Source organism: Zavarzinella formosa DSM 19928 (assembly GCF_000255705.1).
Classification (GTDB): Bacteria; Planctomycetota; Planctomycetia; order Gemmatales; family Gemmataceae; genus Zavarzinella; species Zavarzinella formosa.
In genome coordinates this window covers 1944565-1951851 of the sequence record NZ_JH636439.1, presented here as the reverse complement: position 1 = coordinate 1951851, position 7287 = coordinate 1944565, and the positions used below count along the sequence as shown (strand labels likewise).

Annotated in this window: 6 protein-coding genes and 1 tRNA gene; 3 read left to right on the top strand and 4 right to left on the bottom strand. The window is 53.6% G+C overall.

What is annotated here, in order from left to right:
- Positions 1-363: 363 nt before the first annotated feature.
- The 4 genes from BGIM_RS49490 to BGIM_RS0109240 all read right to left on the bottom strand — a co-directional run bounded on the left by BGIM_RS49490 (position 364) and on the right by BGIM_RS0109240 (position 3340).
- Positions 364-594: a hypothetical protein gene (locus BGIM_RS49490; protein WP_020469504.1), complete on the bottom strand. Its 231-nt coding sequence runs from the start codon at positions 592-594 to the stop codon at positions 364-366.
- A 139-nt stretch (positions 595-733) separates the two neighbouring features.
- The gene (locus tag BGIM_RS62650; RefSeq protein ID WP_157368697.1) at positions 734-1180 is read right to left on the bottom strand and encodes a hypothetical protein; all 447 of its coding nucleotides are present in this window, start codon (positions 1178-1180) and stop codon (positions 734-736) included.
- A gap of 225 nt (positions 1181-1405) precedes the next feature.
- Positions 1406-3076, bottom strand: coding sequence for a helix-turn-helix domain-containing protein (locus BGIM_RS0109245; RefSeq protein ID WP_020469503.1), 1671 nt, complete (start codon positions 3074-3076; stop codon positions 1406-1408).
- Positions 3077-3267: 191 nt separating this feature from the next.
- Positions 3268-3340 (bottom strand) — tRNA-Lys (locus BGIM_RS0109240).
- 141 nt (positions 3341-3481) lie between these two features.
- Between BGIM_RS0109240 and BGIM_RS62645 the strand changes: the two genes are divergently transcribed.
- The 3 genes from BGIM_RS62645 to BGIM_RS0109225 all read left to right on the top strand — a co-directional run bounded on the left by BGIM_RS62645 (position 3482) and on the right by BGIM_RS0109225 (position 6710).
- Positions 3482-3640, top strand: a complete 159-nt coding sequence (locus BGIM_RS62645; RefSeq protein WP_020469502.1) for a hypothetical protein — start codon at positions 3482-3484, stop codon at positions 3638-3640.
- A gap of 162 nt (positions 3641-3802) precedes the next feature.
- On the top strand, positions 3803-5245 hold the full coding sequence (locus tag BGIM_RS66480) for a sensor histidine kinase (protein WP_202947234.1): 1443 nt from the start codon (positions 3803-3805) through the stop codon (positions 5243-5245).
- A gap of 22 nt (positions 5246-5267) precedes the next feature.
- Positions 5268-6710, top strand: coding sequence for a sigma-54-dependent transcriptional regulator (locus BGIM_RS0109225; RefSeq protein ID WP_020469500.1), 1443 nt, complete (start codon positions 5268-5270; stop codon positions 6708-6710).
- Positions 6711-7287 lie beyond the last annotated feature (577 nt).

Genomic DNA, 7287 nt, shown 5'->3' with positions numbered 1-7287 from the left:
TGTCTAAAATCACCGATACTTTCGGGCAGGGCGGGACCTATTTAGCGTTCCATTGGCTTTGCAAAGCGGGGCATTGACTCGATTGAATTCGTCAGCCTCTCCAGACAGTTTCGTTTTCATTGCGCATTATTTAGCGTTAGAGACAGGCTGTTTAATCGTGGGTGATTTGAACTATCTGAGAAAGGGGCTGTAATGGGCTGTAATCGCTTGTATTGGGCTGTGGATTGAAGGGCGGGGAAGGGATAAACCCTATAAAAACCGTTTTGATTTTTTGTCGGCGGAACCGTGGGTCGGAAGCCACACCGCGTTAACATTTGACCGGTATGCCCTCGCCATCCTCAGAGTGTCACGCTATCGCCTCGGTCAGAGTGTCAGGTGTTCTATCATGTAAGCATCTGGATACTTGGCACGCTCTTCCCTGTCGCTTGCGTCTGTCATGTCAAAGCCTGCCGCCGCCATTTGCTCATCGGTAGTATTGAACTTCTTTTGAATGGCATTGCGAAGGGCTGAGTAAGAGAACATGATCTGAAGACTGCTATTGCCAAGCGTTCGTTTGGGTTTGGCTGGTGGTGCGTTGGGGTCTGATGGGTTCATACTGATAGTTACTCACCTCCAAACATTAGTCGTCTGGTGTCAGCAATGAGGACACAATGAGCCATCAGCCTCGCCATGTAATCGCCGCGCAGGTCGGGATAGTGTGGGTGATAGTCATCGGCTGGGTATGTGTGTATGGTCATCTGTTACAATGCCATTCGTTGTTTTTATGCCGCTTCACAAACTGGCAGTTCATGCAGAGGACTTGGTAGCCTTCAGGAAAGCCGTTTTTCCTCAGCCACGAATAGAAGTTTTTATTAATTTCTTGCCGATGCTTGCAGCCACCACCATTTACATGATCAATCGACAAGGCGAGCATATTGTCATATCCGCAATGTGAGCAACACATCGCACCATTGCTATAGTTGCTCATCACAATTTCTTTGTTTTTCTCTGTGTATCTGCTCTGTCTTTTCAGGTGAGCTTTGCGGTATTCTGAATTTTCCACCATCAAATTTTTGTGATTTGTTTTCCTGCATTCTTTGCAAATAGACCTGTGACCGTCATTCGTTGATGATTTACGATGGAAATCCTTCAATTCCAGCAATCGCTTGCAATGGGTACATTTTTTCTCTGCTTTGCACATGTGTTAAATTAGTGTGCCTGCAAATAAAAAACCCACGAGAGAATGGATTAGGTTCTCATCGTGGGTTTAAACCGCCGGGAGTAAACCGGCAATATTATGTAGTGTGTGTGCGTAAAAAATCCTCACACAACGAGTATGAGGATTGAACATCGGGGAATTTCAGTAACCCGAAGAACTATGAAAAGAAGCGCCTCAGAGTCAGAGGCGAGAATATTTATGCGTGGGTCAGATGTTTCCTCGTTTTCGCCATCGGTCAACCGTGTCCCAAGTCAAACCCAGCCTTGCGGCAATTCTCACCGTGCTGAGTCCTTGCTTCGCCAATTCGATGATCTGGCGAATCTGTTCCTGTGAGATGTTTGGTCCTGATTGTTTGACCTTTTCAGGAAACGGGTTTTCCACACCAGTGAAAACCGGGTCAATCTCCGTCCATCGTTTTTCGAGATTGGAGAGCGTTGAATGAAGCGTTCCCCAAGGCAGTTCGGCGTAATGCTTCAAAAGAAGGTCTTTCGTCGGTTCCCCATGAGAGATGAACATTGATGAAACCTCGCCGCCCGCCATGCTGAAAATGACTGTCGCCGCCGTTTTCTCCAAATGCTTGAAACTCCGGTGACGGAACTTCGGATGATCCTTTCTGATGCGTTTAATCAGCGTGTTCCATTTGTTGCTGATTTGATTCCGGGTCATTTGTGAGCCGTTTTTGTTCTGGATGACCGTGTGAGATTCTTTGTCCGGGTTTTGTTTCAAATGCCATTCCAGCGCCTCTACGGTGATCCGCCAGAGTTTCCATTCCGCCATCACCTCTGATTTTCCACGGAACCGCATGAGCCATGAATCACCCGCGTCTGAAATGACCGTAACGACATGCTTCCGGGGATGATGTTGCCGGAACATGATTTCTTCGCGTTGAAGACTCACGATTTCGGCGTGTTTCATGGCGCAGTTCAACGCGAGCAACATGTAAACCCGTTCGCGTGGGCGGGCATACCGCCAAATCAACCGTAGTTCGTCCGTGGTGAAAGGGTCGATGTGTCCTCTGGCAATCGACTTGGCGCGGTCTCGTTGCGTCCTAACCACCCGGACAGGTCGAAACTCGCGTTGAACGGGTTTCTGAAACGGGATGTCTTCTCTGGTGTCCAGCCATTCGATGAACGCTTTGAAAGTCTTTCGAGAGTGTTTTGCCCATGCTTCCGAGATAGGGCGGGGTGACTGGTTTGCTTGACGGGTCTTGGCTAGCGGGCGGCTGGCAATGGTTTGGTTCACCTGCCGGATAGCTTCGGCTGTCAGGTCTCCCACATCCTCAACATTGGTCAGGAACGATAGGGCATAGTCCAAATGGCGTTCCTGTGTTTTGCTCCATTCGCTTTCCCGGAGTCGTTCGTTTTCTTCTTTCTTGAATCGGGCAACCGCGTCAGCCAGTAAGTAGCCGGTTTTCTCTGGTGCGTTCCCGTGGTTGGGATATCCGACATTGATGAATTGTTCGAGTTGCTTCTTTTGTTCGTCGATGGCTTGCTGGCGTTGGGCGTTGTACTCGGCTAGTTGCCGTTGAATGGAAGGATGAACAACCGTGATGAGTCTGGCGAAGTCTTCCGGGGGGAATCTTTTGACCCAATGAACCAGCGCCTCACCATCCTGAAAATCCTTTGGCGGAACCATCGTCACGGATTCGTCGCCTTTGCCGATTGCCTTTGCAATCTGGAGCGTTCCATCCTCCCAACCCTGAAACCTGTCTCTTGCGTAGTTCCAAAGAAGTTCCAGCCTTGCCGCGCGTAACCGTGCATCTGGTTCCTCGTATCCGAGGTAAAAAGTTACGGGGCTTTTCTTGTCGTCATCGACTTTCCAACCTTTGCGTACTTTGAAACGGTCGCCATCTCGTGAGAGTGTTGTGGGTCTGCCCATTTAATCCTCGTGAGTGATGATTGAATGTTCATGAGGATATGTGTCGGTTAGGAGGTTGCCCGCCCGTCTGGAAGGGGTTTCTGTACCAATTCTGTACCAAAATGGGTTTTCTGTACCAAAAATGGAAAGTCAGGGCATGAAAAAACCCCGTGTTTTTACGGGGTTTTGTGAAAAAACGAGAGTTTAAATGATGGAGGCGCTGGGACTCGAACCCAGGACCAACGGATTAAAAGTCCGTTGCTCTACCGACTGAGCTACGCCTCCAAGTACTTACAGTGTAAGAACTTAGGTCAATTTCGGACACCCTGTCTCAATCGAACGACAACCAGCAGACATTGAAACGCACGCAAACACGTGTTTTTTCTAACTTCCGGCCGTCAACCCGTTTGAACCGAGACGATTATCATGGCGAAACGACCCAAGCGCGGCAAGGATGAAAAGTTCCCTTTGTGGCGCCACCCGAACGGTCAGTGGCTCGAAACGCACTCCGGCGTGACATCCGTTGTCAAAATCGATTTGCGAGACGCCAAGGCCGGTGAGAAAGGCGGCGTTGACATTCTTTGAATAGCACCCGGTCAAATTTGCCGTCCTGTTTTTGCACTTCTTTGGGCGAGTATCACGGACGACTTGAGACACAATTCAAACTCTGAAAATGTGGAATAACGTCTTGATCCTTTCAACTCCGGATAATGCCTTCAGAGTTCTCACCGATTTTGTGTTGGAACAATGGCTGTTTCCTATCATCGCATGCGATTCCTCTGGCCGGTCGCCTTGACCAGTGTGTTGCTATTGGGGTTAAGCGCCTACGGCGTTGTTTTCCTTCTGCGACAACAAGAAATCACCAGTTCCGGACTGCGTCAGAATATCATCAATCGGCGGACAGCCGCCGACACGCAGGAGAGCTTGCTCGACTTGGTGGGACTTCTGAAAAATCATGTGGAACATATCCGGGAGATTCACGAGCGAATCGAAAAGCACCTTGTGGAAATCCGGGAATATTCGGAAAGCCTGCCCGATCATGGACCGGCCGAGCGATTCTTGGAGAGTTGCCGCCGCTACTTTGAGCTTTGGAATCGAAGCCATCAAGCGGGGGTTGACCGGGAGCAAGCCCTTCGGGAAACACAACGACTTTTGGAGCACGAAACGCTTCCTCGCTGTCAGGAACTGGTGGATTATCAAACGCTGCTGATTGATCGTTCCGATGAAGAACACCGACAATCGATTCGATGGCTGGCATGGGGCATGGGAATGGTCGGGGGCACCGGCGCGGTCGGCGGGTTGCTTCTGGGGTTCGGCGTGGCCCGCGGCTTGAGCCGGACCATTCGGCGGCTTCAAGTCGGCTTGCATGACGCCGCCGGAAAACTGGACCCGGCGATGACCGAGATCGTGCTGACAGGCATCGGCGATCTCGGCAAACTGGAAGGTCAACTCCAAGAGTTGATGGGCCGCATCGAGCAGATGGTGCGCAATTATCAACAACGGGAGTCCGAGGTGTTGCGGGCGGAACAACTGGCCGCCGTCGGACAACTGGCCGCCGGGGTCGCACATGAGATTCGCAATCCGCTTACGAGCATCAAAATGCTCGTCCAATCCGGCCGCGAAGACCGGGGGGGCCTGCCCGACGAGGACTTGGAGGTGATCGAGCGAGAAGTCTTGCGGATGGAGCGTTCCCTGAAAGTCTTCATCGACTTTGCGAGACTGCCCAAGCCGGAACGCCGCGAGCAAAACCTTGTGGAAATCTCCAGGCAGACGTTGGACCTCATTCGCGGTCGCGCCGCCAAGCAGCGAGTCGAATTGAAATTGACATGCTTGCCGGGACCGCAAAACGTTGAGGCCGATGGCGAACAGATCCGTCAAGTCTTGGTCAATCTTTGTCTAAACGCCCTGGATGCGATGCCCGCCGGAGGATTGCTGGAGGTGGTCGTCCGGCGATTGTCGCGGGAGGTCGAAGTTTCCGTTTTCGACACTGGCCCCGGAATTGCTCATGAAGTGTTGCCGCGACTGTTCGAGCCGTTTATGAGCACGAAGAAGACAGGACTTGGCCTTGGCTTGGTGATCTCCCGTCGAATCGCCGAGGAACACGGCGGCCGGCTTGAAATCATCAACCGGGTGGAAGGCGGGGCTTCCTGCACCCTGTGTCTGCCGGGCCAAAAGCGGGAGGAGGGGTGAGTGACATCACCCGACAAGCGACATGGCATCACTGTTAATCATCGACGACGAACCATCCATCCTCCACGCTTTCCGTCGGGGCTTTCGCGATTCCGGCTTGCAGTTACACGTCGCCAGCACGGCCGCCGAGGGATTGGGTGCCGCCAGGGAATTTCGGCCCGATGTCGTCGTGCTGGATGTCCACTTGCCGGATGCCACGGGCTTGGAGACGTTCGAGCAGATTCGGGCCATTGATGCCCGGATTCCTGTCATCCTGATCACCGGGCACGGCACGACCGATCTGGCCATCGAAGCCATGAAACGGGGAGCGTTTGAATATCTCCTCAAGCCTCTTGATTTGAACCAGATGCGGGAGTTGGTGAGCCGGGCTTGCGAGAGCAGCCGCCTCATGAGCGTTCCAGCGGTGGTCGCTGATGAATCGGATGCCGCCGATCAATCGGATGCCCTCGTCGGCCGTTGCCCCTTGATGCAGGAGGTATACAAAGCCATCGGCCGGGTCGCCCCCACAGACGAAATTGTGCTGATTCTTGGCGAATCCGGCACCGGCAAGGAACTGGTGGCCCGGGCCATTTACCAACACTCCAAAAGATCCGCGAAGCCGTTTCTGGCCATCAATTGCGCCGCGATTCCCGAGACGCTTTTGGAGAGTGAACTGTTCGGGCATGAAAAGGGAGCATTCACCGGGGCCGAGCGGCGTCGCATTGGCAAGTTTGAACAATGTTCCGGTGGAACGATTTTTCTCGACGAGGTTGGCGATCTGTCGCCGATCAGCCAGGCGAAGATCCTCCGGCTGTTACAAAACCAGACCTTCGAGCGAGTCGGTGGCAACGAGGTGGTTCATTCCGATGTGCGGGTGATCGCGGCCACGAATGCCGATCTTGAAAAGCTCACCACAATGGGGCAGTTCCGCAAAGATCTGTACTTCCGCCTCCATGTGTTTGCCATTCGTCTTCCCGCCTTGCGGGACCGGGGGGATGACCTGTCCCTGTTGATTGATTATTACATGCGGCGGTTTGCGCGAGACTTGGGCCGCCCGGCGCTGACGACTTCCCCCCAAGCGTTGGACGCCTTGCGCCGATACCACTGGCCGGGGAATATCCGCGAATTACAAAGTTCGCTCAAGCAAGCGATTTTGCATACTTCAGGCGGAGTGTTGCTGGCCGGGGATTTGCCCGAATCGCTCACGACGGCCCCGGCTGGAGAAGAGGCCGCCGCCGGGGAACACTTTGATTGGGATCAGTTCGTGGCCAAGCAGTTGGCGGCTGGTTCCGAGGAGCTTTACGCGCAAACACTGGAGATAATGGAGCGGGAACTGCTGGTTCGGGTCATGCGGCACACTTCCGGCAATCAGGTTCAGACCGCCCGGATTCTCGGGATCACACGGGGAAGCCTCCGCAACAAACTCAAGGCCTTAAACATTGTCGTGGAACGTTCCGTCTGGTCCGAGAACGAACAGGATGATTGACCGGCGATCAGCCATCACGTTTCCATTCCAGAAGAAAAACCACCTTTAAGATTGACTGTTTGAGTATTTTCACGGCAATCTGGCGTCGCAACATGTCGAAATTGACAGGCGATTTCAGCGGCCGTTGGGGTAATGAGTGACCGCAAATCGTTGCCGCATCTCCAAAAACGGACGGGGTGTGATGAATCACGAAAAATCTACACGCCCGCCGGGTTCGGCGTTTCCACGCACCCATCCAAGGCTGCCGCAAAATAGGCACGGCCAGCCGGTGCCTCTCTCTCGACCAGTACCGGCACACGACTTGCAATCGACTGCTCTCATCGGTCGTGGCGGCAGCAGGCTCAGCAACTCGGGGGCAGCCTGGTCGTCCGCTCCGCAGGCAATCAAGAAGCACGCCTCTTTCTCCATGGTAACCTCATACCATGAACCGCCGGAGAATGCGTCGCAAGCCATCACTCGCCCGTCCGGGGTCAGCACCCCAGCCAGTGGGCCAAGCGACAGTGTGACAGCACCAGGAGCCACCTCATCCCATTGGCCTATCAGTCCTCGCAGCCGGGCGAGGGTGTTGCGCAGGTTG

Coding starts and splice junctions, on each gene's coding strand:
- BGIM_RS0109245 (WP_020469503.1), bottom strand. CDS start 3,076: ATGGGCAGACCCACAACACTCTCACGAGATGGCGACCGTTTCAAAGTA.
- BGIM_RS62650 (WP_157368697.1), bottom strand. CDS start 1,180: ATGTGCAAAGCAGAGAAAAAATGTACCCATTGCAAGCGATTGCTGGAA.
- BGIM_RS49490 (WP_020469504.1), bottom strand. CDS start 594: ATGAACCCATCAGACCCCAACGCACCACCAGCCAAACCCAAACGAACG.
- BGIM_RS62645 (WP_020469502.1), top strand. CDS start 3,482: ATGGCGAAACGACCCAAGCGCGGCAAGGATGAAAAGTTCCCTTTGTGG.
- BGIM_RS66480 (WP_202947234.1), top strand. CDS start 3,803: ATGGCTGTTTCCTATCATCGCATGCGATTCCTCTGGCCGGTCGCCTTG.
- BGIM_RS0109225 (WP_020469500.1), top strand. CDS start 5,268: ATGGCATCACTGTTAATCATCGACGACGAACCATCCATCCTCCACGCT.